The sequence below is a fragment of the Oceanobacillus luteolus genome (genome assembly GCF_023715655.1).
Taxonomy (GTDB): Bacteria; Bacillota; Bacilli; order Bacillales; family Amphibacillaceae; genus Oceanobacillus; species Oceanobacillus luteolus.
On record NZ_JAMBON010000150.1, the window covers coordinates 1 to 460 of the forward strand.

The window sequence follows — 460 nt, forward strand, 5'->3', positions numbered from 1 at the left end:
TGATCAAGGCAGTCATGCTGATCTCCGGCGGCGCCGTGATGTCGTTCTGGGTGATGTCGGGCCACGGCTTCAACCTCTCCGAACTCCTCGGCGCGGCAGTCTCCGTCCACCCCAAGGGCGACGCGATCCTCGACCCGATGCTGCAGTACGGCGCGAACGGGTGGATCAGCAAGCTGAGCTTCTTCTCCCTCGCCATCGCGCTCGTGGCCGGACCTTCCGGCCTGCCGCACGTGTTGATGCGCTTCTACACCGTGCCGAGTGCCCGCGAGGCGCGTCGCTCCGCGGTGTGGGCGATCATCCTTGTCGGGGTGTTCTTCCTGTTCACCCTGATCCTCGGCTTCGGCGCCGCGGAGCTGGTGGGGGTGGAGAACATCCTCGCCGCGCCAGGAAAGGCCAACTCCGCTGCCCCGCTGCTCGCGCTGCACCTTGGGGGCGAGGTGCTGATGGGCGTGATCTCCGG

At 67.2% G+C, this 460-nt stretch carries 1 protein-coding gene; it reads left to right on the top strand.

The window, feature by feature from the left end; genetic code table 11:
* A partial coding sequence (locus tag M3210_RS20150) for a sodium:solute symporter family transporter (RefSeq protein WP_432807001.1) occupies nt 1-460 on the top strand: 460 nt, incomplete at both ends.